At 68.0% G+C, this 25,236-nt stretch carries 18 protein-coding genes; 4 read left to right on the top strand and 14 right to left on the bottom strand.

Translation table 11 applies throughout. The annotated features are described in order from the left end of the window. The first annotated feature begins 21 nt into the window (after positions 1-21). Positions 22-756 (top strand): superoxide dismutase, encoded by a 735-nt coding sequence (locus tag ACTIF2_RS19550; protein WP_439498782.1) that lies wholly within the window; start codon positions 22-24, stop codon positions 754-756. Between the two features lie 182 nt (positions 757-938). Here the strand turns inward: ACTIF2_RS19550 and smpB are convergent, their stop codons facing one another. Genes smpB through dapA form a run of 3 tightly spaced genes read right to left on the bottom strand, consistent with a single transcriptional unit; the run spans position 939 to position 3,003 of the window. Next, positions 939-1,412 carry an SsrA-binding protein SmpB gene (gene smpB / locus ACTIF2_RS19545; RefSeq protein WP_439498781.1) on the bottom strand — a complete coding sequence of 158 codons (474 nt, stop codon included), beginning with the start codon at positions 1,410-1,412 and terminating at the stop codon, positions 939-941. Then, positions 1,409-2,056, bottom strand: coding sequence for an FMN-binding negative transcriptional regulator (locus tag ACTIF2_RS19540; RefSeq protein ID WP_439498780.1), 648 nt, complete (start codon positions 2,054-2,056; stop codon positions 1,409-1,411). The genes smpB and ACTIF2_RS19540 overlap by 4 nt, the downstream gene beginning before the upstream one ends. A 53-nt stretch (positions 2,057-2,109) precedes the next feature. Further along, complete coding sequence (gene dapA, locus ACTIF2_RS19535) at positions 2,110-3,003, bottom strand: 4-hydroxy-tetrahydrodipicolinate synthase (protein ID WP_439498779.1); 894 nt, start codon at positions 3,001-3,003, stop codon at positions 2,110-2,112. 168 nt (positions 3,004-3,171) lie between these two features. On the opposite strand from dapA, the gene ACTIF2_RS19530 reads away from it, so the two are divergent. Together ACTIF2_RS19530 and ACTIF2_RS19525 are read left to right on the top strand one after the other, a co-directional pair. Next, positions 3,172-5,364 carry a lytic transglycosylase domain-containing protein gene (locus ACTIF2_RS19530; RefSeq protein ID WP_439498778.1) on the top strand — a complete coding sequence of 731 codons (2,193 nt, stop codon included), beginning with the start codon at positions 3,172-3,174 and terminating at the stop codon, positions 5,362-5,364. A gap of 29 nt (positions 5,365-5,393) precedes the next feature. Next, the gene (locus ACTIF2_RS19525; protein WP_439498777.1) at positions 5,394-6,287 is read left to right on the top strand and encodes an alpha/beta fold hydrolase; all 894 of its coding nucleotides are present in this window, start codon (positions 5,394-5,396) and stop codon (positions 6,285-6,287) included. A 5-nt stretch (positions 6,288-6,292) separates the two neighbouring features. Here ACTIF2_RS19525 and ACTIF2_RS19520 read toward each other — a convergent pair whose 3' ends face one another. From ACTIF2_RS19520 to ACTIF2_RS19495, 6 genes are all read right to left on the bottom strand, one after another. After that, the gene (locus tag ACTIF2_RS19520; protein WP_439498776.1) at positions 6,293-7,351 is read right to left on the bottom strand and encodes a hypothetical protein; all 1,059 of its coding nucleotides are present in this window, start codon (positions 7,349-7,351) and stop codon (positions 6,293-6,295) included. Between the two features lie 11 nt (positions 7,352-7,362). Next, the gene (locus tag ACTIF2_RS19515) at positions 7,363-9,684 is read right to left on the bottom strand and encodes an OmpA family protein (protein WP_439498775.1); all 2,322 of its coding nucleotides are present in this window, start codon (positions 9,682-9,684) and stop codon (positions 7,363-7,365) included. Between the two features lie 170 nt (positions 9,685-9,854). Next, a complete protein-coding gene (locus ACTIF2_RS19510; RefSeq protein WP_439498774.1) occupies positions 9,855-11,207 on the bottom strand; it encodes a porin in 1,353 nt (450 codons plus the stop codon). Between the two features lie 576 nt (positions 11,208-11,783). Beyond that, positions 11,784-16,109, bottom strand: coding sequence for a translocation/assembly module TamB domain-containing protein (locus tag ACTIF2_RS19505; protein WP_439498773.1), 4,326 nt, complete (start codon positions 16,107-16,109; stop codon positions 11,784-11,786). A 33-nt stretch (positions 16,110-16,142) separates the two neighbouring features. Beyond that, positions 16,143-18,092: an autotransporter assembly complex protein TamA gene (locus tag ACTIF2_RS19500; RefSeq protein WP_439498772.1), complete on the bottom strand. Its 1,950-nt coding sequence runs from the start codon at positions 18,090-18,092 to the stop codon at positions 16,143-16,145. A 250-nt stretch (positions 18,093-18,342) separates the two neighbouring features. Then, a complete protein-coding gene (locus tag ACTIF2_RS19495) occupies positions 18,343-19,098 on the bottom strand; it encodes a fumarylacetoacetate hydrolase family protein (protein WP_439498771.1) in 756 nt (251 codons plus the stop codon). A gap of 193 nt (positions 19,099-19,291) precedes the next feature. Here ACTIF2_RS19495 and ACTIF2_RS19490 point away from each other — a divergent pair, with 193 nt between their 5' ends. Then, positions 19,292-19,645, top strand: a complete 354-nt coding sequence (locus ACTIF2_RS19490) for a VOC family protein (protein WP_439498770.1) — start codon at positions 19,292-19,294, stop codon at positions 19,643-19,645. 247 nt (positions 19,646-19,892) lie between these two features. Here the strand turns inward: ACTIF2_RS19490 and ACTIF2_RS19485 are convergent, their stop codons facing one another. The 5 genes from ACTIF2_RS19485 to ACTIF2_RS19465 form a co-directional block, all read right to left on the bottom strand. Then, positions 19,893-20,810, bottom strand: coding sequence for a dihydrodipicolinate synthase family protein (locus tag ACTIF2_RS19485; RefSeq protein ID WP_439498769.1), 918 nt, complete (start codon positions 20,808-20,810; stop codon positions 19,893-19,895). Positions 20,811-20,862: 52 nt separating this feature from the next. Then, positions 20,863-22,374, bottom strand: coding sequence for a tripartite tricarboxylate transporter permease (locus ACTIF2_RS19480; protein WP_439498768.1), 1,512 nt, complete (start codon positions 22,372-22,374; stop codon positions 20,863-20,865). Between the two features lie 30 nt (positions 22,375-22,404). After that, positions 22,405-22,893, bottom strand: coding sequence for a tripartite tricarboxylate transporter TctB family protein (locus tag ACTIF2_RS19475; RefSeq protein ID WP_439498767.1), 489 nt, complete (start codon positions 22,891-22,893; stop codon positions 22,405-22,407). A 155-nt stretch (positions 22,894-23,048) separates the two neighbouring features. Continuing rightward, positions 23,049-24,044: a Bug family tripartite tricarboxylate transporter substrate binding protein gene (locus tag ACTIF2_RS19470; RefSeq protein WP_439498766.1), complete on the bottom strand. Its 996-nt coding sequence runs from the start codon at positions 24,042-24,044 to the stop codon at positions 23,049-23,051. Positions 24,045-24,108: 64 nt separating this feature from the next. Further along, positions 24,109-25,146 carry a 4-hydroxythreonine-4-phosphate dehydrogenase PdxA gene (locus ACTIF2_RS19465; RefSeq protein ID WP_439498765.1) on the bottom strand — a complete coding sequence of 346 codons (1,038 nt, stop codon included), beginning with the start codon at positions 25,144-25,146 and terminating at the stop codon, positions 24,109-24,111. Positions 25,147-25,236: the final 90 nt, after the last annotated feature.

Below are 25,236 nucleotides of genomic sequence, written 5' to 3'. Positions count from 1 at the left end.
ATCGCAACGGGAGGCTTCATCGTGCATCGCCGTCATTTCCTCACCGGGCTCGCCGCCGGCTCCACCGGCGCTTTCGTGATCGCCCGACCGGCGCTGGTCCTGGCGCAGGCAGCGCCCGCTCCCGCGGCGCCCCCGCCTCCCCCGACCTTCACGCTGCCTCCGCTCGGCTATGCCTATGAGGCGCTGGAGCCGAATATCGACACGGCGACGATGCGCATCCACCACACCGCGCACCATCAGGCCTATGTCAACAACGCCAATGCGCTGGCGAACCAGTGGGACGGACTGAAGACGACGCCGATCGAGACCGTGCTCGCCGATCTCGCCGCCGTGCCCGAGAACGTCCGCACCGGCGTGCGCAACAATGTCGGCGGCCACTGGAACCATACGTTCTTCTGGGAGCTGATGACGCCCGGCGGCGCGCAGCAGCCTTCGGCCGAGCTGAAGAGCGCGATCGAGGCCTCGCTCGGCTCGACGGTCGATCTGGTGACGAAACTGAACGCCGCTGCGATGGGCCGCTTCGGCTCCGGCTGGGCCTGGCTCGTCGTCGACAAGGACAAGAAGCTCGCGATCGTCTCGACGGCGAACCAGGATACGCCGCTCGAGCTCGGCGCCAAGGCCGTGCTCGGCGTCGATGTCTGGGAGCACGCCTATTACCTGAAGCACCAGAGCCGGCGCGCCGACTATCTCACGGCCTGGTGGAAGACGGTGAACTGGGACAAGGCCAATGCCAGTTTCAAGAAGGCGATGGGATAGCGACGGTCCTCGAAGCGCACGTCATGCTCGGGCTTGACCCGAGCATCCCATGCCGCATCTCGTCCTGAGATTCTCGGGTCTGCGCTTCGCTCCGCCCGAGAATGACGCCCGATGAGAAGCACTTCCCTCATCCGACCCGGCTTCGCCGGGCCACCTTCTCCCCCTCGGGGAGAAGGATAAGCTCACCCGCCGGTCTTCATGATCCGCGCCTTGTCGCGATTCCAGTCGCGGGTCTTCTCGGTCTCGCGCTTGTCGTGCAGCTTCTTGCCCCTGCCGAGGCCGAGCTCGACCTTGGCCCGGCCCTTCTCGTTGAAATAGACCTTGAGCGGGATGACCGTGTAGCCCTCGCGCTGGATCGCGCCCATCAGCTTGTTGATCTGGCGGCGGTGCAGCAGCAGCTTGCGCGGCCGCTTGACGTCGTGGTTGAAGCGGTTGGCCTCGAGATATTCCGGGATATGGGCGTTGAACAGGAAGAGCTCCGTGCCCATCGGCCCGGCATAGCTCTCCCCGATCGTCGCCTTGCCGCCGCGCAGCGACTTGATCTCGGTGCCCTGCAACGCGATGCCGGCCTCGAGCGTCTCGGTGATCTCGTAATTATAGCGCGCCTTGCGGTTGTCGGCCGCAAGCCGGTAGCGCTCGGGGTCGGGCTTGCTCATGCCTGCGAACCGAATCCGTACGCCTTTACCAGCCCCGCCATCGCCTGCGATTCCGATTCAGGTTGAGCGCTCAAGCCGTTGAGAACGCCGAGCTTGTCGGCTTCCTGACGGTTCTGACTGAGCTTGAACTTGCCGGCAATGGCCGCGATCTCGATCTCGATGCCGACGATGCCGCGCGTCTGCGCCGCGATGAAGGGCTCGGGCGCATCGGAGACCGACCAGGGCTCGGCGCGCGGCGCCTCCTGCTGGCGCGTCAGCGATTCGAGCTGGGCGCGCAGCCACTCGCCATCCTCGATGGCGCGAGCGGAACCGCGGACCTGCACGGTGACATAGTTCCAGGTCGGCACGACCTTGCCGTGCTCCTGCTTGGAGGCGTACCAGGCCGGCGTGACATAATGCTCGACGCCGGTGAAGACGACGAGCGTCTCGGCGCCGGCGGCGATCGCCTTCCATTGCGGGTTCGGGCGCGCCAGATGCGCGCGCAGCACGCCCTGCTCGCCGAGCTCGGGATGCAGCACGAAGGGCACGGGATTGGCGAGAAGCCCGTCGGCGCCGGCCGTCACCAGCGTGGCGAGCGGATTAGCGCGGATGACGCCATGCAGCGCCGCGCGGTCCTCGACCTTGAAATGGCTCGGTTCGTACATCGTCGTATCCCCGACGCGTTGCCGGGGCGACCGGACGAACGCAATTCCCTTATCTAGGCATTCAACAGGCCGGCGTGAACCATGGCCTCGCGGATGACCTTGCCGGTCGGCGGCGTCACCGGCATCAGCGGCAGGCGCAACTCCTCCTCGACGCGGCCGAGCAGCTTCAGGCCATGCTTGGCGCCCGCGAGGCCCGGCTCCTTGAACACCGCATCATGCAGCGGCACGAGCCGATCCTGGATTTTCAGCGCGCCGGCATAGTCGCCCTTGAGCGCCGCGACCATCAGGTCCGAGCAGAGTTTCGGCGCGACATTGGCGACGACCGAGATGCAGCCATGGCCGCCGGCCGCCATATAGGCCAGCGCCGTCATGTCCTCGCCCGAGAGCTGGATGAAGTCCGGCCCCATGGCATGGCGCTGCTGCGAGACGCGGGCGAGATTGGCGGTCGCATCCTTGACGCCGGCGATGTTCTTCAGCTCGTAGAGCCGGGTCATGGTCTCGACCGACATGTCGACCACCGAGCGCGGCGGGATGTTGTAGATGATGATCGGGATGCCGACCGCGTCGTTCACCGCCTTGAAGTGCTGGTACATGCCCTCCTGGGTCGGCTTGTTGTAATAGGGCGTCACCACCAGCAGCGCCTGGGCGCCGGCCTTCTCGGCATGGGTCGCGAGGTCGATCGCCTCGGCCGTGTTGTTGGAGCCGGCGCCGGCGATGACGGGCACCCTGCCCTTCACCGCGTCGATGCAGATCTCGACGACCTTCTTGTGCTCGTCATGGCTGAGGGTCGGGCTTTCGCCCGTGGTGCCGACCGGCACGAGACCGTGGCTGCCGCTCTCGATCTGCCAGGCGATCAGCGCGCGCAAGGCTCCCTCATCGACCCGGCCGCCTTTGAAGGGCGTCACCAGGGCCGTGAGTGAGCCGGTGAAAGGCGCGTGCTTGGTCATGATTAAGACGTCCTGCGGCGATATCCGTTAGAGCGGGCGACAGACATAACCCCTTGCATGGCACGCGGAAAGCCGGCAATTCATCAAAAATCGTGTGCTCGATGGTTAAGGCTTCATCAAGACCCTTCACCGACCATCGCTGATCAACGCCTATCCGGGGGACCCGCCATGACATGGCTGCCTGCCTCTCGACGGCTGATTGCATTGGCCGTTCCCGCTCTTGTCGTCATGGCCAGCACCCGCGCCGCCGATGACGGCCGCCAAGTCCAGCAGCAGGAGCGGACGGCCCATGTCGCCGCCGCCAGCAATGCGGCGGCAAGTGATGTGGCGGCACGTGATGTGGCGGCAAGCGTCGTCCCTGACAGCGTCGCCCCAGCAAGCACCCCGGCAAGTGTCGTGACGGCGAGCGTCGAAGTCGAAACCACCGCCGCGCTTCCGCCCTTTCCCAACGATCAACTGCGTCTCGGCGAGAATCTCGATCTCGACACGGTGAAGGCCGCCGTCGAGGCCTATCGGCGCGGCGCGACTGCGGAGGGCGACGCGCTCGCCGCCGGCATCGACGACCGCGCGGCGCGCGCGATGCTGGAATGGGCCGCCATCCGCATGGGCGGCGGCATCGGCTTTTCCCGGATCAACGCGTTCCTCGAGGCCCATCCGAACTATCCCGCGACGGCGCCGTTCCGCCGCCGCGCCGAGGCCGCCCTGATCGCCGAGAAGAAGAGCATGGCGACGGTGCGCGCCTTCTTCTACGCCCAGCAACCGCTCAGCCCCGTCGGCCGGGTGGCGCTCGCATTGGCGCTCAAGGCCGAGGGGCGCGGCGACCAGGCCGCGGCGCTGATCCGCGAGAGCTGGCGGCGCGACCATTTCGGGCAGGCGCTGGAAACCCTCGTGCTGAACGCATTCGGCGACAAGCTGACGCCGGCCGACCATCGGCTGCGCACGGAGCGCTATCTCTTCCGCGAGAATGCCGGCGCTGCCTTGCGCAATGCGGCGCGGGTCTCGACCGACTATGTCGTGCTCGCCAAGGCGCGCCTCGCCAGCGCGCAGGCGAAGCGGCCGATCGCGCCCAAGTTGATCGACGCCGTGCCGGCCGCCATGCGCAGCGACATCTCCTTCTCCTTCCTGCAGGCGCAGCAGGCCAGGCGGGCCGACAAGCCGATCGAGGCCGCCGCAGCGCTCGCAAAGGCGCCGCGCGACCCGGCCCTGCTGGGCGATGGCGACGGCTGGTGGACCGAGCGCCGGCTCGTCGCCCGCGAGTTGCTCGACGAAGGCGACGCCGCCAAGGCCTACGAGGTCGCGGCCGGCCACGGAGCCGAGGACGATGCCGAGCGCATCGACGCCGATTGGCATGCCGGCTGGATCGCGCTGCGCTTCCGCGACCAGCCCGGGCTCGCGCTCGCCCATTTCGACGAGGCCGCGAAGATCGCCGGGACGCCGATTTCCGCGGCGCGCGTCGCCTATTGGCAAGGTCGCGCGCTGGAGGTGATCGGCAAGGGCGAGGAGGCGAAGGAGGCCTATGCTCGCGCCGCTGCCCACCCGATCGCCTATTACGGCCAGCTCGCCCGCGCCAGGCTCGGCCTGCCCGACCTGCCCTTGCGGAGTTCGGCGGCGGCCGCGCTGGCGCATCTGCCCGGCCATCAGGGCGTCAGGCTGCTTTACCGGATCGGCGCCCGCGATCTCGCCGCCACGATGCTGAACGACCTCGCCCAGCGCCTGCATACGACACCGGCGCTGGAGGCGGTGGCGGAGCTGGCGAGACGTGAAGGCGATATCCGGGCGCTGCTGAGCGTCGGCAAGGCGGCGCTGCAGCGCGGCTTCCCGCTCGACAATGCCGCCTTCCCGACCTTCGGCGTTCCGGATTTTCCAGTGCTCGGAGACCCGATGGAGCGGGCCATCGTCCATGCCATCGCGCGGCAGGAAAGCGCCTTCGATCCCGCCGCGGTCTCGCATGCGGGCGCGCGCGGCCTGATGCAGATGATGCCGGCAACGGCGAAGGAGACGGCGCGCCGCGCCAACCTGCCCTTCGACCTGCCGCGGCTCGGCCAGGACGCGCTCTATTCGGCGCAAATGGGCGCTGCCCACCTCAACGACCTGCTGAAGGACTGGCGCGGCTCCTACATCCTGACCTTCGCCGCCTATAATGCCGGCTCCGGCAATGTGAAGAAATGGATCGCGGCCTATGGCGACCCGCGCAAGCCGGAGGTCGACGCCATCGACTGGGTCGAGCGCATCCCGTTCTACGAGACGCGCAACTACGTCCAGCGCGTGATGGAGAACCTGCAGGTCTACCGGCAGCGGCTCGACCAGCGCACCGCCTATCTGATCGACTGGGACTTGAAGCGCGGCGGCGCGAGAGAGTAATCCAGTTCTGGGCGTCGGCGGGGGAATGGATGGATTCTGAAAGCGGTTTCCGCTCCCTCTTCGTCAGCGCGCGGGACGGGCTCAGGCTGCATGCCCGCGATTACGGCCCGCTCGCCTCGCCCGCCCTGCCGGTGATCTGCCTGCCGGGCTTTGCGCGCACCGCCGCCGATTTCCACGAGCTCGCTCTGGCGCTGTCCCAAGGCGAGGCCGGGCCGCGCCGCGTGCTCGCGCTCGATTATCGCGGGCGCGGGCGCTCCGGCTATGACAGCTACTGGGCGAATTACGACATCCGCGTCGAGCTCGACGACATGATGCAGTTCCTCGCCGCCGCCGGGATCGAGGAGGCCGTCTTCGTCGGCACCTCGCGCGGCGGGCTGCTGACGATGGCGCTCGCCGCGGCGCGGCCGGCGATGATCCGGGGCGCCGTGCTCAACGATGTCGGCCCGGTGATCGACGCGCGCGGGCTCCTGCGGATCAGGGGCTATGTCGGCAAGCTGCCGAGCCCGCGCAGCTATGCCGAAGGCGCGGAGATCCTCAAGCGCCTGTCCGATCAGCAGTTCCCCCTCTTCGGCGACGCCGAATGGGAGATGATGGCACGCCGGACCTGGACCGAGCGCGACGGCCATTTCGTCACGGATTACGACCCGAACCTGATGAAGGTGCTGGAAGAGCTCGACCTCGAGACGCCGTTGCCGGTGCTCTGGAGCTATTTCGCCGGCCTCGACGGCGTGCCTGTGTTGGCGATCCGCGGCGCCAATTCCGACCTGCTTTCCGACGAGACCCTGCGCGAGATGGGCAAGCGCCACCCCGATTGCGAGACCTTCACCGCCGCGGGCCAGGGCCATGCGCCCTTGCTCGGGCCGAAGGACATGGTCCGGCGCATCGGCAAGCTCGTGGCCAAGGCCGAGAAGCGCGCGGCCTGACCGGCTCAGCCGTCCGTCTGCGAGCGGCCGGCCTTGATGGCGCGCGAATGCGCGGTTTCACCGCCATTGGCGAGGATATCGGCGTCCTCGCGCCATTTCTCGCTGATCCCGCGCCCCGGAACGCCCGAATAGGCCGAGGCGAACCGAATCTCCGCGTCGCGCAAGGCTGCGATCTGGTCGAAATGCCAGAGGCCGAGATGATTGAGGCTGGCCGCGATGGCGGGTCCGATGCCCTTGATCAAGGTGAGGTCGTCCGGCTTGCCGTCCCTGGCGGCGGGCAGCGTGTTCTGCGGCCGCTCGCCCTCGAAGCCGCTTTCGGACATGTCGGCGACATTGCCCTGCCCGCCCGTGCCGTCGTCGCGCGAGGAGGCGACACGGCCGGCCCTGGCACGCGCGGAAAACTCGGTCTCGCCGCCCACGGCGAGCGATTTGGCCTGAGCGACCCAGTTCTCCCGCTCGATCCGGCCGGGAAAGGCGAGATAGCTGCCGACCCATTCGACATTCTCCGGCGTCCAGGCCGCGATCTGGTCGAAATGCCAGATGCCAAGCCCGTGCAGCCGGCCCTCGTTCTGGCGGCCGATGCCCTTGATCAGCTTGAGATCGTCGGATGTGCCGCCGCGCGCCGCCGCGAACCCGAGCGGCCGCTTGCCCGGAATCAGATCCTCGCCCTCGACCTTGGCGGCCGGCCGGGTGTCGCCCAGGACGGCGCCCTCGCTGGAAACGCTCTGCGACGGCAGCGGCGCCATGGTGGGCTCATGCAAGCCCGCCGCCGGTGCGGCCGTCGCATCGGAGCGTCTCAGGGTCCGTATCAGGCAGGCCAGGCAGCAGCCCGCGAGATAGGCTGCCACATGGAGCAGCGCCGTCTCCAGCCAGAGCGCCGGCATGCCGTTCACCGCCTGGAGCCAGACCAGCGCCGCAACCAGCGCCCAGGCCGCGGCGACATAGGGGATCGGCCCGGCCCAGAACCGGAACTTGCCGCCGGTGCAGGTGATCCAGCCCATTACGAGCCCGATCGCGAAGGCTGCGAGCAGGAACCAGGCGAACTGGATAGCCAGATAGAGCATGCCAGCGCCCCCTATTTCGCGACGGTGAACTGGACGCGGCGGTTCTTGACCTTCGCCTCCGGCTCGCTGTGGGGGACGAGCGGTCGCTCGACGCCAAAACCCTTCGCCTCGAGCCGGCCGGCCTCGATGCCGCGACTGACCAGCTCGTCGCGCACCCGCCGGGCGCGCCTGTTCGAGAGATCGAGATTGTCGAACCCGTAGCGTTCGCCGTCGAAATTGGCATGCCCCTCGATCGTGACGCGCGCCTGCGGGCATTGCTTCAGGATCGTCGCGGCATCCGTGATCGCCTCCTCGGTGGTGGCGTCGAGATTGACCACGGCCGTGCCCTGGCTGAACAGGACCGAATGGCGCCCGGTCAGGCTGTCGAGCTCGTTCTGGCAGGTATTGGGGGGATCGATGACGCAGCCGGTCTGGCGCAGCCCGATTTCCGCCTGCCCCGTGAAGCCCGACGGCAAGCCGGTCGCCGCGCTCGTCTCGACCTCGGTCTTGATCAGTTCGCGGCAGGTCAGGCCCTGAATCTCGACCCGCGTGTCGAGCAGGCGCGCGCTGCCCAGATCGAGCCTGAGAAGGTCGCTGACCGCGGTCTTTGCCGCAGCCGCGAACCCTGTCGGAGCACCGGGCACAAGGCGCGTCTCGTCGGTGACCTTGCCCTGCAAGGGCGAGCCTTCCAGCATCGTCAGAATGGCCGTGCGCGCCTGCGCATCGGGCAAATATCCGGACAGGCCGATACCCGAGCGGTCGACGGCGATCGTCAAATCGTAGGGACGCAGGCTGACCGCGGCCACGGCCTGACCTGGCCCGAGCGTGAGCCCGCCCGGCAGGGGCTGCCGCTTCAGCGCCGCATCGAGCGCACGCCAGCCGGCCTCGTCGGCGACGGCGCCGGCGATCGCGGCACGCGCGCCCTCGATCGAGACCGTTCCGCTGCTCATCTTGCCGAGCAGATCCAGCAGAAAACCGGTTGCCGCGGCGAAATCCGGCGTATCGCGCAGATTCGGCTCCGCCGTCATCCTGTCCTCGACAGCAGCGGCGCCCGCGGCTCCACGCGCCACTTGCAGGACCGCGCTCCGTGCCGCCTCGTCGCGCACGAGGCCACCGAGCACGACGCCCTGTTCGCTTTTCTCGGCCCGCCAGCGCAACGGAACTGCGGCAGCCTGGGACGAGGAAGACGGTGTCGCAGCGCCTCCCCTCGTTCCATTTGCATTGGTCTCCGCCGGCGCGTTCGGCCGTGGCGCCTGGCCCGGCGTCGCCGGCGGCGGAACCAGTGTCGGGATTTCCGGCGACGCCGGCATCGGGGGCGGCGCCGGCGGACAGGAGATCGTCGCTTGGGCGACCGAATCCGGCCCGTCCGCCTGGGCGATCTGGAGGCGGAGGGCTTCGCAGGCCTCGAAATCCGTTGGCCCGGCGCCGCTGAGCCGGTAGTCGCCCGCCTCGATCTCGGCCTTGCCGCTGCGCAGCCTAGCAAGGTCGGCGATCGCGCGCGCGACCTTGGCCGGGAATGCGCTCGGCTCGCCAAGCGCCGGCTTGGTCTGGTCCTCGATCCGGGCCGGCTCGGGGAAGCTGCGGCGCAAGGCTGCGGCAGCCTGCTGCTTGGCCTCGTCGGATGGGTAGAAGCCGGTGACGCTGACCGCGCCCTCGGCACTCTTTTCGGCGGCCCAGCGATAGGGCGCGATGGTCGGCGGGTCGAGGGAACAGTCGACCGCGCTGAAGGCCCCTTGTGCCAGGCTCGCGCCACGGGCCTGCAAAGCGAGGAAATCGTCCGGCGTCTTCGCCTTGCCCTCGATACAGAAGCGCGTGTCGTCGAGAGCGACCTTTCCGGCCGAAAGCCCCGCCAGTTCGGCGACGATGCTCTTTGTCATGGCGGAGAAGCCCGCGGGGGCTCCGAAGGCGAGCATCTGGCGGTCGTCGATGCGCAAACCGGGGAGCGCGGCGCCCGCGGCCGCGACATTCGCCATCGCGGTCGTCTCGTCGGGGACGAATCCGCTCAGCGTGACGGCATCGTCCTCGCGCGAGGCAGCCCAGCTATAGGGCTTCTGCGCCACCACTTGCGACAACCCACCCAGGGCGCGGCGCACGCCGAACTCGCCACGCAGCTGCACCATCGCTTTCGCAGCGCCGTCCGCCGAAGCGGCCTCGCCATTGATCGAGACGTCGCGCCCCGACACGCGCGCCATGATCGGCCTCGCACCGGGCGCCTCGCCGGCCGCCTGCGCCGCCACCGCCATGGCACGGCGAGCGACATCCTGCTGGACGGCGTCGCCAAGGGAGAGATTGCCGGCGCTCCAGAGCAGGGCGAGCGGCACCAGGCCCCATAACCAATTTGCCGGCTGCGCCATCGCCTACCCCTGAAAACCCGGCTCATCTGTCCGCCGGACGTCGCTCCCAACGGCCAAGTCAGTCCGGATGACATCATCATGTCAAGCATGACGCCCGAGCTAACCCGCGAAACCCAAACGAAAAAAGCCCCGGGTTTCCCCGGGGCTTCCGACTAGGATCGGAGAACCGATCAGAAGTCGCGCTGGATGCGCAGACGACCCTGGAAAGCGTCGTCCGACTTGATCAGCTGGCCAAGCGGGCGGCCAGCAGCCTGGATGCGGTTCTTGATCTCGGTGCGAGCGTAGAGAACTTCCACGCCGATATCGAGACCAGCAACCGGCGACCAGATCAGGTTCGAACCGATGCGGATTTCCTCGGGATCCTGATTCGAGGCGAAGCCGATGTTGTTGGAATAGTCGAGCTTCGAGTACGAACCATAGACGGCCTGACGGATGGTCGGGGTCCAGTAGTGCAGCAGGCCGGCGGTGATCGCGTAGCCCTTGGTCAGCTTGATACGGCCGAAGGCGTCGACAGTCGAATCGGCGTTGCCGAACAGGAGACGGCCGATGCTGCTGCTCGAGCCCCAGGTCGACTGCTGGCTGTTGCCGCCGTAGCCGAGATAGGAGATGCCGCCCTCGGTGTAAGCAGCCTGCAACCACAGCTCGTCGCCAGCGGCGAGCATGGGCAGGTTGATCTTGACACCAGCCTGGATCGCGAAGCCGGTCTTGTCGCCGGTGATCGGGAAGCCACCAACAAATTCACCGCCACGCGCGTTACGCTGGAACACGGCGCCCGACAGCTGAGCCGAACCCCAGCCCTGCGTCACGTTCAACGCACCGATGACATCCGGATAGTCCGAACCGCCAGCAGTGTAGGGGCCGAGAACCTCACGCTCCGCACGATCTTCCAGCGACAGGGTCGCCGAGAAGCCCGAACCGAAGGTCGCGGTATAGGCCAACAGGTTGGCGGAGAGGTCCGAGCCGCGGATCGGGCCGTAGTTCAGCGCGTCAGCGTAGAAGTCGAAGAACGACTGCGCGCGACCGGCGGTGATCGGTCCGAACTGGATGAAGGCCTTGTCGAGCTGCGAGTTGGCAACGCCGATGCGCCGGCCGTTCGGATCGAGCACGCCCTGACCGCCGCGAACGTCGGTGAACTGCGGGCCGGTCGAGTTGACACCCTGGCCATACGAGCCGTTCGAGACGGTCATCTCGTAACGAATGAAGGTGCGCAGCGTGCCGTAGCTGGTGGCGGTGCGGGCGTCGATGTTCAGACGACCACGAGCGCGCATGCCGTACTGGTCCTGGGTATCCAGACCCGGACCATTGAACCGCTGCTGAACGATATACTCAGCGCGGACACGACCACCGACGCGAAGGCAGGTATCGGTGCCCGGGATGTAGAAGAAGCCTGCGCCATAGGCGGAGCAGACGCGAACGTATTCGACCGGAGCGGCCTTCCGCGAGGGAAGATCGGCGGCCTGAGCCCCGGCGACCGCGGCGATGCCGGCGGCGGAACCGAGGAGGAGGCTCTTAACGAGCTTCATTGGTAACCTCCAAAAGAGTTTCGAGACCCTCGGGCTTCAGCGTGTTCTTGACGACCGGCCCCAGGAGACCAAACCGGCGAACCCGCCTATCCCGGTCTTTCGCCCGCGTCCCTGAACCATTCAGAGGCGAAGACGAAAAACAGCGACCGGGAACGTCCCGACGCATCACCACCATACGAATGCCGGATTGCCGATCAACCGCGATCACGCCGCCGCGAGGTCCGGGGGGGTGCTTTGGAACCCGGTGTTGCAGGCGCGCCACGCTTTGAGGGGCGAAATTTACCAGCCGTTAACCGCACCGGCCGGATCGGCCCCGCAAAGGCCTCCGAAGCCACGGAATCACAGGTGGATCGAATCGTCGGCCTGCACATGGCGGTCGAGACCTTGTCTTCAGATCGAAACGTACGTCATCCCGGCCGGAGCCCTAGGGTCCGGCCTTTGGCCGGCCCAAGGATAAACTCCGCGTAGCGCCGGGATCCATCGTAGAACGCCGAGCCTTACGATGGATCCCGGATCTGCGCCGCTACGCGGCTTGTCCGGGATGATGGAGGTTCTGTTCCATCAGGGCAGCACGCCTCAGTATTCCCACTCCGCCCCGACACCGACGGCGGCGCTGCCATCGGCCCCGGTCTCGGCCTGGATCTTCAGCCGCTTGGTGACGTCGATGCCGACCGAGACGCCGCTATCCTCGGGCTTGGCGCCGGCCTTCACGCCGACCGAGACATTGTCGCCGATATAGCGCGAGACGCCGACCGTCGGCCCGCCGGCGCCGACCTGGATGTCGAGATTGTCGACGCCGAGCGATTTGCGCAGCCGCTCGAACGAATCGTCGCCACCGCCGCCAGCGAACTGCGCCGCCGTCTGCGCCAGCTGCAGCGCCTGGAAGGGCGAGAGCGAGCCGGAGGCGCGGGCGAAGAGCAGGCGCGACAGCACCTCGTCCTGCGGCAGCTCGGGCTGGGAGGTGAAGGCGAAGGCCGGCTGGTCGGCCGGGCCGGTCACCAGGATGCGTGCTGTGACGTCCGAGGCGCGGGTCTCGGCGACGAAATCGAGCTCGGGAATCACGCCGCCGGCGAAGGTCAGGCGGCCGCGGCTGAAATCCAGCCGCTGGCTGAGCACCGAGAGGCGGCCACGGCGCATGTCGAAGCCGCCGTCGAGCACGGGCGAGGCCAGCGTGCCGCCGACGCGCAGCTCGCCGCCGAGCTCGGCGTCGATGCCACGGCCGCGGATGAAGACGCGATTCGGTGCCGAGACGGTGATGGCGAGGACAGCGTCGAAGGCCGGGGCCGGGCGGCCACCGCGTTTTCCGGCCGGCTTTTGGGCCTTGCGCTGCGCGGCGAGGCGCGCCGCCGCCGTGCCCTTGGCGTTGACATGGCGGATGCCGTCGACGGGCCGCAGCGTCGCCGGGAGCCGGTCGGGAACCGTGACGTCGAGCGAGACGACATCGACGCGTCCGCCGATGCGCGGGTGCTGCGCCAGCGGCCCGGAGAGCTCGAGATCGAGATTGGAGACCGCGGTCACGATGCCGCTCGAGACGAGCTGCGCCCGATTGCCCTGGAGCCTGATGCTGCCCGGGAAACCCGCCGCCGGATCGACGCGCACCTGCCCCGAGGCCGAGAGCGTGCCGCCATTGGGCGCACGCGCCACGGCGCGCTCGATCGTCAGGTTCTCGCCATTGGCGGCGATGCGCGCCTCGATGCCGGTCAATCGCACGCCCTGGAGCGCGTCGGTGAAGCTGCCATTGGTGAAGTTCGCCGCCCCGCTCAGGCGCGGTGCAGCGGCGGTGCCGCCGGCGCGCAGGTCGAGCGCGAGCGAACCGGTCACGCGCTGGCCCTGGGCCGCGATCATGGCGTTGGCGAGCGCCGCATCGACCCGCCCCTGTGCGGCGAGATCGAGCGCGCCGGTGGCGCTGAGCGGCGCGGTGCCCCGAATCGTCAGATTGGCGCCACGCCCGGCAGCGATCGATGCATCGACACTGGTCTGGCGACCAGAGAGGCGGCCATTGCCGCTGATCTCCACCGGCGGCAGGCCGGCACTGCGCGTTTCCGGCGTCACCAGCCGGGCGATGCGAAGCTGCCAGGGCCCGGTCAGCGCGTCGGGCTTGCCCGATATCTGCGCCTCGGCGTTGAGCGTGCCCGAGATGTCGAGCTTCGGCGCGGCGAGCCGTGCGGCCGAAAGCGGCACATCGCGCGCGATCACGCGCAGATCGAGCGTCTCGCCGGCCCGCCCGTCGACGCTCAGGCGGCCGCCGTCGATGGCGAGCGCCAGATTGCCGATCTCGACGCCGCCGGCCGGGAAACTCAGCGAGGCCGGATTGGCGAGCGCGATGCGCCTGCCGTCGCGGCGCGCCTCGAAGGAGGCGATGTCGAGCCGCAGCGGATCGCCCGGCACCAGCGAGCCCGCGCCGTTGAGATTGAAGCCGCGCGCATTGGCCTTGAGCGTGAAGGCGCTCGCGTCCGTGCCGCCCTTCGATTCGAACCGGATCGCGCTGATTGGCTCGCCCGCGATCACTGCCCTGTCGACCGCGACCAGCGCGTCGATCGCCGGGCGCCCATAGAGATCGGCAGCGCCCACCGTCGCGTCGAGCTTCTCGAGCGACACGCCGGCGGCATTGATGCGCGAGCCCTTCGCCTCGAGATCGAGATTCTGCCGGCCCTCGACCAAGGCCAGCTTGAGGTCGGCATCGAGCTGGCCGCCGAGCTTGGTCAAGGCCAGCGCCGAGAGGTCGTCGAGATTGCGCGCGGCCAGCGTCAGATGGCCGGCGGCGCGCTGCGCGGGATCGAGCGTGAGATTGCCGTTGAGCTTGACCGAGCCGATGGCGATGTCGAGCGCGGACAGGTTCCAGCCGTCATCGGGCAGCCGCGCGAGCTGGAGCGAGCCCGTTGCAGGCTTGCCCTCGATCTCGCCTGCCAGCGTCGCGCGGGTGTCGAGCGCGCCCTGGAGGTCACGGATCGTCGCATCGATGGCGAGGCGCGGGATCGGGCGGCCGAGCGCGGTCGCATTCGCGATCGCGGCATTGAGCGTCGCGTCGAGACGGTTCTGCGGGCCTGAAAGCTGCAAGGCGACGTCGCCCTTGCCGGAGAGGCGCGGATCGGCGCGCTTGAGATCGGGCAGCGCCACGGCGGCGCGGAGGTTCGAGCTTTGCGGACCGATTCCGCCATCCGCGGTGAAGGCGACATGCTGGCCCGCGAGCTTCAGGCCGCCAACGGTGACGCCGCCACCCGCCACAGTGCCGACGCGCCCGGCGAGCGTCACGGTTCCGGCCAGCAGCCGGTCGAGCGCGGCCTCACCGGTGCCGAGCCGTTCGGCCCGGCCGTCGAGCACGGCCGAATAGAGGTTCCGGCGCGGGACGCCGTCGACATCGGCGGTCAACTCGCTTCGACCCGAAAGCGTGCGGCCGGCGAGAGCGCTCAGTCGCGACAAGTCGGGCAAGACCGCGCGGGCCTGGCCGAGGACGCGGTCATTGCCGAGGCGGCCCTTGTAGTCGACCTCGACGCCGGACATGGCGAGCCGCAAGGTCTCGAACTCGGCGCTGCCCTGCCCTTCGCCGGTGCCCCGGAGGGTGAAGACGATGCGATCGCCAACGATGCGGGCGAATTTCGGATCGGCGAGCTCCACCCCCGTCGCCTCGCCGTCGGCGACGAGCGCGATGCGGGTATCGGCGTTGCCGATGGTGCCGTTCGGCGTCGCCGTGAAGCGCATGGTCAGCTTGCCGAGCTCGCCCGCCGGCACGCGGGCATCGGCGGCGTCGAGCGAGGCGACGACGCGCGGCCCCATGGCCGGGCCCGAGATCGTCGCGTCGAAGGCGAGCTTGCCGATCTCGGCATCGGCGGCAACGGTCCGGCCATTGGCGTTCGGAACAGCCCCGGCCGTGACGCGGAAATCGAGGGTCTTGTCGGCGCCGTAGCGGCCGCGGATGTCGAGCCGCGCCAGCGCCGAGACCAGCGCCAGGTTGCGGACATCGACGGCGCCGTCGTCGACGAATCCGACCGTGCCGTCGAGCCTGGTCGAACCGGCGAAGACCGGGGCGACCGGAGGCGGCATCAAGCCCTCGATGCGCGCGTCGAGCGCCAAGGCGAGGTTCCGGCCATTCCCGGTCCGGGATAGATTGGCGGAGCCCTGCGCGCCGATGGTCTCGCCGGCGGTGAAGGTCAGGTTCGAGCGGAACGAATCGAGCGGACCGTCGCCGTTGAGATCGAGCTTGACGGGCGGCTGGTCGGGCAGCCCGGCAAGGCGCGCGATCAGGCCGCCCTGCGGCTCGTCGACCTTGGCGGCGACCTGCAGCCGCGTGGTCTGCGGCACGAAGCCGAGTCGGACGGTGAATTCGCCGGGCGCATCGAGCCGGCGCGCCTCCAGGCGCAGCGAAAGCCCTTCCGATGGCGCCCCCAGCGACGCCGCGCCGGTCGCGCCGAGCCGAGCGGGGACGCCGAGCAGCGGCTCGCCGAGCGCAAGCTCGCCGAGCTGGAAGGCCGCGATATTCACCTTGACCGGCAGCTCGGGCAGGATCGGCTGGTCGCTGACCGTAGCCGCGGCGGCCGGATCCGGAATCGGCTTGCGCAAGACCTCGAGCTTGCCGATCTCGAGCCTGTCGACCTCCAGCCGGCCGAGCAGCAAGGCGGTCCGCGTCCAGATCAGCCGGACTCTGTCCACCCTGAGCCAGGCGCCGTCGCGATCCGACAGCACGACGTCGCGGATGGTCGCGTCGGAGGAGAGCGCGCCTTCGACCGCGCCGATCGAGACCTGGCTGTTCGGCGTCGACAGCGCCCGCGAGATCAGGTCCGCCAGCACGCCGCGGTCGTTCTGGGCATTCTGGGCGAAGCCGCCGAAACGGGCCGAGACGACGAGCCCGGCCACGAGCAACAAGGCCAGGAGCGCCAGGCGCTGAAGGGTGAGCCGGTTCTTCATCAGAAAGCTCTCATCATCAGAAGGCTCCCTCCATTAGAAGGCCTGCCCGATGCTGACATAGACCGCGACCGGCTTGTCGCCCTTGCGCCCATTGAGCGGGGCGGCGACATCGAGCCGGATCGGTCCGATCGCCGTATAATAGCGCAGGCCGAGGCCGGCCGACATGCGCAGCGTTTCCTTGAAGTCGGGGAAGCTCGATTCGAAGGCCGTGCCGGCGTCGAAGAACGGCACGACGCCGATCGTGTCGGTGATCTTGATGCGCGCCTCGACCGAGCCCTCGAACAGGCTGCGCCCACCGGTCAGCCGCCCGAGCGGACCGAGCGGCGAGAGCGTGCGATAGGCGTAGCCGCGCACCGAGCCGCCGCCGCCGGCATAGAAGCGCCGCGTCGCCGGGATGTCGTCGAGCCCGGCGCCGACGATCGAGCCGAAGCCGATCCGGCCGGCCAGCACGTAGCGCGCATCCTCGTCGAGCGCGTAATAGGCCGAGACCGCCGCCTTGGTCTGGACGATGCCGACGGTCGAGCCGAGGAAGGTCGGATAGGGCGTCACCGAGGCGGTGGCGCGAATGCCGCGGGTGGGATCGAGCAGGCTGTCGGTCGAATCGTATTTCACCGAGAGCGGGATGCCGACGAGGGTGTAATCGACCTGGCCGAGCACGTCGCTGGTCTGGCCGCGCTCGACCTCGATGCCGGCCTGGACCGAGAAGGTGTCGCTGAAGCGCCGGCGGATCGCCGTCGTCACATTGGCGTAGCGGGCGGTGTAGCCGCCATAGCGATTGGTGCCGACGCGCTCGCGGGTTCCCATCCCGTCGAGCAGCCAGTCGTAGCGGCTACCGTTCAGCGCCGGCTTCATGAAGCTGAACGAGAAGCGCGCGCCGATATCGGATTCCTCGAAATCGCCGAATCTCTGGATCTTGGTGCCGTCGATGCGCGGGGCGAAGAAGATGTCGGCCTCGAGCCGAAGCCGCTCGGCGCCGCCGAACAGGTTGCGGTGCTCCCAATAGGTCTTCACCGCCGGCCCGTCGATCGTCGAATAGCGGGCCGAGAAGCCGATCAGGCGCTTGGGCCGCTCGGTCACGTCGACGAAGATCGGCAGGTTGCCGCGGGCGTCGAGCGCGTCCGCCTCGCGGATGCGGGCCGAGCCGATGGCCGGGATCGTCGTGATCGACTTGCGCGTATCGGCCAGCGCCTTCGGCGAATAGGGATCGCCCGGCTCCAGATAGATGAAGGAACGGACGACATGCGGCGGCACATCGACCGTCTCGCCGATCGTGACATCGCCGAAGCCGGCGACCGGGCCGGGCTCGACGACATAGGTCACGTCCATGATCTTGGCGGCATGGTCGACGACGGGCCTGAGCTCGACGATCTTGGCGAGCGGGCGCGACTGGTTGCGCAGATGGTCGACGAGCGCGGCCTGGGCGGAGCGCAAGGCGGCCGAGGTCGCGGGATCGCCCTGCTTCAGGCGCGAGACCTTTTGCGGATCGGCTATCGCGCCGCCGCTGCCCCTGCCCTGCTCGCGAACGGCGATATTGCGCAGCTGGAAGAGCGGCCCGGGCGCGACCTTGACCGTGATCGGAGCCGGATCGCGATTGCGATGGGCTTCGAGCGCGCGAACCAGTCCGGCGCCAGGCTCGGAACCCTCCCGCAGGCCGACGCCATCGACGACGATCGTGACATCCGCGTTGAAATAGCCCTGCGACCAGAGCGCATCGACCAGCGGGTTGAGATCGGCCGCCATGCGGCGGGCCAGCGTCTCGCCGTCCGGCGGCGCATCCTGCCTCAGACGATAGAGCAGCGAGGCGTCCTGGAGCGTCCGCGTCAGCGCCTTGGCGTCGTCGACGTCGCCGAGATCGAACTCCAGCTTGTAGGGCAAGGTCGTCGCGCTGACGTCCGGCGGCTTCTCCTTCGAGCCGAACAGGCCGAACACGTCCAGCGACGAGAAATCGAAGGCCTCGGCCGGCAGCGGCTGGACCGCAAGCATTGCGGCGAAAGCGTACCCGCTCCCGCCTGCAATCCCACGCACCTTACGCCGCCACGCCCGCATCAACCCTCCAACGCAACAGAACTAAGACATGCGGAATGAGATGTTTTTGTGATCAGGCCGCAGCTTGACCACATTTCACTTCGTTCAGGGCGTCTCTGATTCAGCCATTTATCGGCCGAATTGCCTCGCCCGACATGGGAGAGGCAAAGCTATTCGAGACGAAGCTCAGCGCTCGCGCATTAAGAATTCATGCAAGAGCGAAGGAAATCGCGGCCAACGGATCGAGCCTTACGATCACGGGGCCGAGCGTTGGCGCAAGCACGCCGCCACAAAGGCTGCCGGTGGTGATGACCTGGCCGGCGACGAGGCCGCCGAGCGCGCTTTCGCTCTTGCGGTTGGCCCAGGCCAGGACCGGGGCGAGCGGGTCGCCATTGGCATGGACTGCCGGCTTGTCGTGCAGCACGTCGCCGTCGAGCTCGACGGTGCAGGTCAGGTCGCCGATCTCGTCGAAAACCTCGAAGGGCACGTCCTGGCCGATGAGATAGCCGCCATGGCCCAAGCCGTCGGCGAGCCAGAGCGGAAACGGCACCTGCGTCCAATCGGCGATGCGGCTCTCGACGATCTCGACGCCGACGCAGGCGCTGTGGCAATGCTCCAGCAGCTCGGCGCGGCTATAGGGCTTGCCGGGACGGCGCGGCATGTCGCGGCCGAGGCGGATCGCGAGCTCGATCTCGACCCGGAGTTCCGCGCCCGGCACCGAGCGATAGGTGTCGCCCGGCTTCAGGAAGGGGCCGGGCATCAGGCCGACGATCCCGCGTCCGTCCGAGATCGAGACCTTCCAGCCCTGGTGGGCATAGCCCATGTCGCTGCTGACATCGGCCTGCACGGTCATGGCCGATTCGAGATCGGCGGGTACCGGCAAGGTCTCGATATCGACGAGGCTGCGGCTGCGGCGGGCCCGGACGAAGGCATCGCGCAAGGAGGTTTCGGTCGTCGTCGGCATGCGTTTCGTCCCTGTCGTGATAAGCTGTCGGTCGCGCCATGGTGCGCAGGAGGCCCGGCGCTTGCCAAGCTGCTACAGCAGCGGGGCGCCCGCCAACAAGATGCACAAGGACACAGCCGGGCCGCATCCTGCTGCCAGCGCCTGACCATGGGCTCGGCTTCAATCGCCTGTCCGACAGCAGAAGGAGAACATCGTGAGCGCTTCGCCGAACGACCAGCGCATCGACTATGTCGAGTTCAACGTGGCCGATCTCGGCCGGGCCCGGGACTTCTACGCGGCCGCCTTCGGCTGGACGATGACGGATTACGGGCCGGAATACTGTGCCTTCGCCGATGGCAGGCTGGACGGCGGCTTCACCACGCAGGGCACGCCCAAGCCGGGCGGGCCGCTGGTCATCCTCTATGCCGACGACCTCGCCGCGACGCAGGCGAAGATCGAGGCGGCCGGCGGCCGGATCGTCAAGCCGGCCTATGACTTTCCCGGCGGACGGCGCTTCCACTTCACCGACCCGGACGGCTACGAGCTCGCGGTCTGGACGAAGGCATGAGACGAAAGAATTCGCCGGCAAATAATGGGTTTTTCTGCTAGGATCGTTCCCGCAATCGTGGAGGCGACCATGCATGCCGTCATAGAGTTGCTATCGGCCTGGACCTCCTGGCTGTCCCGGATGCTTCTGGTGACACCGGAGTTCATCACCAAAGATCGACGAGGCAACGTGCCACCGCCGTCCGGCGGCATCGGAGCCTATTGACGATCGCTGCCCGCCTTAGAGACGGGCAGCATTGGCGCCTGGGCTATTTGCCCCAGCGCAGCGCCAGCGGATCGAGTTCGCGCGCGAGCTCGATCAGGCCCTCGCGCGTCTTCGGATGCAGCGGCGTCAACGGATGGCGCACGGCCTCCGACTTGATCACGCCGCCCTCCTTCATCACCGCCTTGGCCGAGCGCAGGCCGCATTGGCGGTTCTCGTAATTGATGATCGGCAGCACGCGGGCATAGAGCGCCGCCGCCTGCTTGCGGTCGCCCGCGGCATGGGCGGCGAGGATCGGCTTGATCAGGTCCGGGATCATCGCGCTGGTCATGGTGCCGGTGGCGCCGGCGTCGAGATCGGCCATCAGGGTGATCGCCTCCTCGCCGTCGAAGGGGCCGGCCACGGCCGCGCCGCCGGCCTCGATCAGGGCGCGCAGCTTGTTCGCCGTGCCGGGTACCTCGATCTTGAAATAGCGCACGAGCGGCACCTCCTTCGCCAACCTGACCATGAAGGGCACGGTCATGGTGACGCCGGAGAGCGGGGCGTCCTGCAGGATGATCGGAATCCCGCAGGCATCGGCGACGATCTTGAAATGCTCGATCATGCCCTGCTCGTCGGCCTTGAGCAGCGCGCCGTGATAGGGCGGCATCATCATCAGCATCTTGGCGCCGGCATCGGCCGCGGCCCTGGCGCGCTGCGCCGCGATCCGCGTCGAGAAATGCGAGGTCGTGACGATGACCGGCACGCGCCCGGCAACCTGCTCGAGCGAGAGCCGCATGACCTGGTCGCGCTCGGCATCGGTCAGCAGGAACTGCTCGGAGAAATTTGCGAGGATGCAGATGCCGTCGACCCCCTGGTCGACCATCAGGTCCATGGCGCGCTTGTTGCCCTCGATGTCGAGGTCGCCATTGTCGTGGAAGATGGTCGGCGCGATCGGCAGGATGCCCTTGTAGGGTTCGGTCATGGCCAGGCTCTGTCTTTGCGTGGAAAGGGAAGGGCTTCACGTGTGACCGGGATCAGACCGGGTGCGCGGCCGCGCGGCCACGCAGCCGGCGCGCGGTCGCGCCGACCAGCGGCAGCAGCAGCAGTGCGAAGCCGATCGCCATCAGGGTCGAGACCAGCGCGTTCGACCAGAAGATCGAGAGCGAGCCCTGGCTGAAGATCATCGACTGGCGGAAGGCGTCCTCGGCCTTGTCGCCGATGACCATGGCGAGGATCAGCGGCGCGATCGGATAGTCGAGCTTCTTGAAGAGATAGCCGACGATGCCGAAGATCAGCGCCAGCCAGATGTCGAACTCCTTGGTGGCGACGGTATAGGCGCCGATGAAGCAGATCATCACGATCAGCGGTCCCACGATCGAGAACGGGATGCGCAGGATCGAGGCGAAGAGCGGCACGGTCGCGAGCACGACGATGACCGCGACGACATTGCCGAGATACATCGAGGCGATCAGGCCCCAGACGAAATCCGGGCGCTCGATGAACAGCATCGGGCCGGGATTGAGGCCCCAGATCATCAGCCCGCCCATCATCACGGCGGCCGTGGCCGAGCCCGGAATGCCGAGCGCCAGCATCGGCAGCATCGCGGCGGAGCCGGCGGCGTGGTCGGCCGTCTCGGGCGCGATCACGCCCTCCGGCTCGCCCTTGCCGAACTTGGCCGGATGGCGCGAGGAGCGCTTGGCCATGGCGTAGCTCATGAAGGACGCAGCCGTCGGACCGCCGGGCGTGATGCCCATCCAGATGCCGATCGCGCTGGAGCGCAGCAGGGCCAGCCAGTAGCGCGGCAGCTTCGCCGCCGTCTTCAGCACGTCGGTGATGCGGACCTTGGCCGAGACGCCGTCGAACCGCAGCCCCTCCTCCATGGTCAGCATCAATTCGCCGATGCCGAACAGGCCGATGACGGCGATGAGGAAGCTGACGCCGCCGAGCAGCACGTCGAACTCATAGGTCAGCCGGACGCTGCCCGAGACGGAATCCATGCCGATCGAGGCGAGCGCGAAACCGACGCCCATCGCGACGATGGCCTTGAAGGGCGAGGCGCCGCCGAGCCCGATGAAGCTCGCGAAGGTCATGAAATAGACGGCGAAGAATTCCGGCGAGGAGAAGCGCAGCGCGAATTTCGCGACCCAGCCGGAGAGCAGCGTGATCAGGATCACGCCCATCATCGCGCCGAAGCCGGCCGAGAGGAAGGCGAAGGAGAGCGCCTCGGTCGCCCTGCCCTGCTTGGCCATGGGGTGGCCGTCGAATGTCGTCGCGACCGATGACGGCTCGCCCGGGATGTTGAACAGGATCGAGGTGGTCGAGCCGCCGAACAGCGCTCCCCAATAGAGCGAGGTCAACAGGATGATCGCCGAGACCGGGTCCATCGAGAAGGTCAGCGGCAGCATCAGCGAGACGCCGTTGGGCGCGCCGAGGCCGGGCAGCACGCCGACCAGGATGCCGAGCAGCACGCCCGCCATCATCAGCAGGATATGGTGGGTGGTGAGCGCGACCGAGAAGCCGTGCATCAGGGAGGCGATGTTATCCATGAGGCGGCACCGATCCGGAAAACGGGGTGATCAAAGGCCGATGGCCCGCTCGAGCGGGCCCTTGAGCAGGCCGATCTGGAAGAACTTCTCGAAGGTCACGTAGAACACCAGGATGGTGCCGAGCGCGGCCGCGAGCGAGACCAGCCAGCCATAGCCGCCCTGGAAGCGCATGGCATAGACGAGGTACACGGCCGTCGCGACATACATGCCCAGCGTGACGCTGACGATGACGAAGGCGAGCAGCGGCAGGAAGAAGGCGACGACACGGCCGGCCTGCTCCCGATCGAGGAAGATCTCCTGCAGGCTTCCGCTGCCGGCAAGACGCTTGCCCAGCGTCACGACGAGCGTACCGAGGCTCGCGAGCGCGACGAGCAGGCCGGTGTAGAACGGGAACGCGCCAGGCTCCGGGCCGGATGAATCCCAGCCGATGCCGAATTCGAGCGCGCCGTAGACGATGACGAGGCCGAAGGCCATCGTCGCCACCGCCATGGCGGATTCGGCCCAGAAGCGGGTGATCATGGCAGCCTCCTCCAGCGAACGGCTTGGCGCCGTCTCTTCGACATCAACGCCGTCGTCCCGGCAGTGGTGAACGGCCGGGACGACCAAACCAAATCAGGCATCGCCCGTCCCCGGGGCGGCCGAGGCCGCTCCGGAACCGGACTTGGGATGGCTGCTTACTTCACCACCCAGCCTTCTTCCTCGAAGACCTTCTTGTTCGCGGCTTCGTCCTTCGCGACGAAGTCGGCGAAGTCCTTGCCCTTCATGAAGCGCCCGGTCTGCGAGGTGCGGGTGACGAATTCCTGCCATTCCGGCGTCTTGCTGACCTTCTCCAGCACGTCGGCATAGAAGGCCACGGCATCGGCCGGGACATCGGCCGGCAGCCAGACGGTGCGCGGCATCTGGAAGGTCTCGAGCGGCAGCCCGGCCTCCTTGCAGGTCGGGATGTCGCCCCAGCCCTTGCCGTCATGGACCGGCTCGCCCTTGGCGAGGCGCACGGGCGAGAAGACGCAGAGCGGCTTCACCTGCCCGGCCTTCCACTGGCCGATATTCTCGTTGGGGTTGTTGACGTTGGAATCGACATGGCCGCCGGCGAGTTGCACGGCCGCGGCGCTGCCGCCCTGGAAGGGGACATAGATCCATTTCACGCCGGCGGCGTCCTGGATCATCGAGGTCAGCGTCTGGTCGGTGTCCTTCGACTGGCTGCCGGCCATCTTGAAGGTGCCGGGCTTGGCCTTGACCGCCTCGATATAGCTCTTGGCGTCGGCATAGGGCGCCTGGCCGTTGACCCAGAGGATGAACTCGTCGAGGGCGAGGCCGGCCACCGGCGTCAGGTCGGTGAGCTTGTAGCCGAGCTTGGCGACATAGGGCAGCAGATAGGCGTTGTTGGTGCCGAAGATGACCCGGTTCGGGTCGCCCTTGCCGGCCTTGCCGTGGATATAACCCTCGGCGCCGCTGCCGCCGCCCTTGTTGACCACCACGATCGGCTGATCGAACAGCTTGTGCTTGGTGATGATCGACTGGATGACGCGGGCGAAATTGTCGGTGCCGCCGCCGGCGCCCGAGGTGACGACGAACTCGACCGGCTTGGTCGGCTGCCAGGCCTGCGCCGCGTTGGCGCCGGCGAGGCTGAAGGCCGCCGCGATACCGGCCGCAATGCTCAAGGACTTCATGGGTCTCTCCCTGGTTGATGGCTGTCGGGCGGCTTCTGTCGTGACCGCCTTGCCGGGTCCGTCTTCAGGCCGCCGCCTTGCGCGCGGCCCTTCCTTCATTCGCCATCTTGATGGCGAGGCCGAGCGCGGCGCGGGTGGCGCCGAGATTGGCGACGCCCTTGCCGGCGATCTCGTAGGCGGTGCCATGCGCCGGCGTGCAGATCGGGAACGGGAAGCCGCCGATCAGCGTGACGCCGCGGTCGAAGCCGATCAGCTTCATCGCGATCTGGCCCTGGTCGTGATACATCGTCAGCACGGCGTCGAAATCGCCGTTCCTGGCGCGCAGGAACACCGTGTCGGACGGGAACGGCCCCTCGACCGTGAAGCCCTTGGCCTTGGCGGTCTTCACCGCCGGCTCGATCGTATCGATCTCGTCGCGGCCGAAATTCCCGCCGTCGCCGGCATGGGGATTGATGCCCGCGACCGCGATGCGCGGCGGGTTGAAGCCGGCGGCGCGCAGATTGGCGTCGGCCAGCGTCAGCGCCCTGAGGATGCGCTCCTGCGTGATCGCGGCAGCGACCTCCGAGAGCGGGATATGCGAGGTGACGCGGGCGTTCCACAGGCCGTCGAGGATGTTGAACTCGCTCGCCGCCCCCTCGAAGCCGATCGCGTCGCGGACGAAGCGGATCTCGTCGTCATAGCCGGGATAGGCGAAGCGCATCGCCGCCTTGTTGAAGGGCGTGAAGAAGACCGCATCCGCCTTGCCTTCGGACGCAAAGCGCAGCGCGTGCCGGAAGTTGTCGGTCGCGGCCTTGCCGCCGGCCAGCGTCGCCTTGCCGCGCTCGAGCGCCGCCGGATCGTGGTTCGCCAGGTCGACGAAGACGGGCTTGGCCGAATCGGCGGGGATCTCGTCGCCTTCGCCAATGACGAGGACATCGGGATCGACCTTGCCGTCGGCGGCTCCGAGATCGAGCAGGCGCTTGTCGCCGAAGACGACATAGCGCGCCGCCGAACGGAGATCCGGCTCGACCAGGATGCGGGCCATCAATTCGGGGCTGATCCCCGAGGGATCACCCATGGCGGCCGCGATCGTTGGCAGCGATCCGTTCACGCGCGTATCCATGGCTTTGCTTCTCTCCCGCATCACAAGACTTGCCCTCCGACCTAGCACAGGCCCCATGACCTCACAAGTATGCTGTATGCAGCATAATCA

The organism is Allobosea sp. (genome assembly GCF_051860145.1).
GTDB lineage: Bacteria > Pseudomonadota > Alphaproteobacteria > Rhizobiales > Beijerinckiaceae > Allobosea.
Note: the sequence above shows the minus strand (reverse complement) of the source record. Positions and strands in the feature narration are given on the sequence as shown.